General features: G+C 52.0%; 1 protein-coding gene. It reads right to left on the bottom strand.

Annotated elements, in window-relative coordinates:
* Positions 1 to 619, bottom strand: a 619-nt coding sequence (locus PGS38_RS13580; RefSeq protein ID WP_270476377.1) for a recombinase family protein, incomplete at both ends; no start/stop codon positions are given.

The following is a 619-nucleotide window of genomic DNA, read 5'->3' as shown; positions in this document are numbered from 1 at the left end:
TATCCTCATAAAGCCGCATGACCATTTTGTCCAGAACCTCAATCCGTTCCTCGTCCCTTGTAAGGGAGCGTTCCATTGCTTCCCGTTGTTCTCGCTGCTCTGCTTCACAGGTATTGGTCAGGCGGTCGGCAACCGCTTCCCCGTCCATCAGGGCAGCTCTGGCACATTCCCGGATTTTCCGCAGCACATGGCTGTAAAGGGTGTCATAGTCAATCCGGTGCTGGGTGCAGTGATTCTTTCCAAAGGCATTGTAGGTCTTGCAGGAATAAATCTGCTGGGGATGTTTTGCGTTTGTGTAGCGTATCGTCAGCGACTTCCCACACTCGCCGCATTTTATCAGTCCGGCAAACAGGCTGATTTCATTGGTCTGCCCCGGACGCTGGCGGGATTTCAGCTTGTTCTGCACAATGTCAAAGCTCATGCGGTCAATCAGCGGTTCATGCTGTCCCTCCACCACAATCCAGTCCTCCGGTTTCTTTTCCCCAATCGTGCCGATTTTGAAGCGGTAGTCCTTTTTCTGGGAAGCAATCGCCCCGGTGTAGACGGGATTCATCAAAAGGTCTTTGATAACGGAGAAATCCCACATATACCGCCCGTTTTCCGGGTCTTTCTTTTCCCA

It is taken from the genome of Fusicatenibacter saccharivorans, assembly GCF_027667425.1.
Lineage (GTDB): Bacteria > Bacillota > Clostridia > Lachnospirales > Lachnospiraceae > Fusicatenibacter > Fusicatenibacter saccharivorans.
This window is presented reverse-complemented; position numbering and strand designations above follow the sequence as displayed.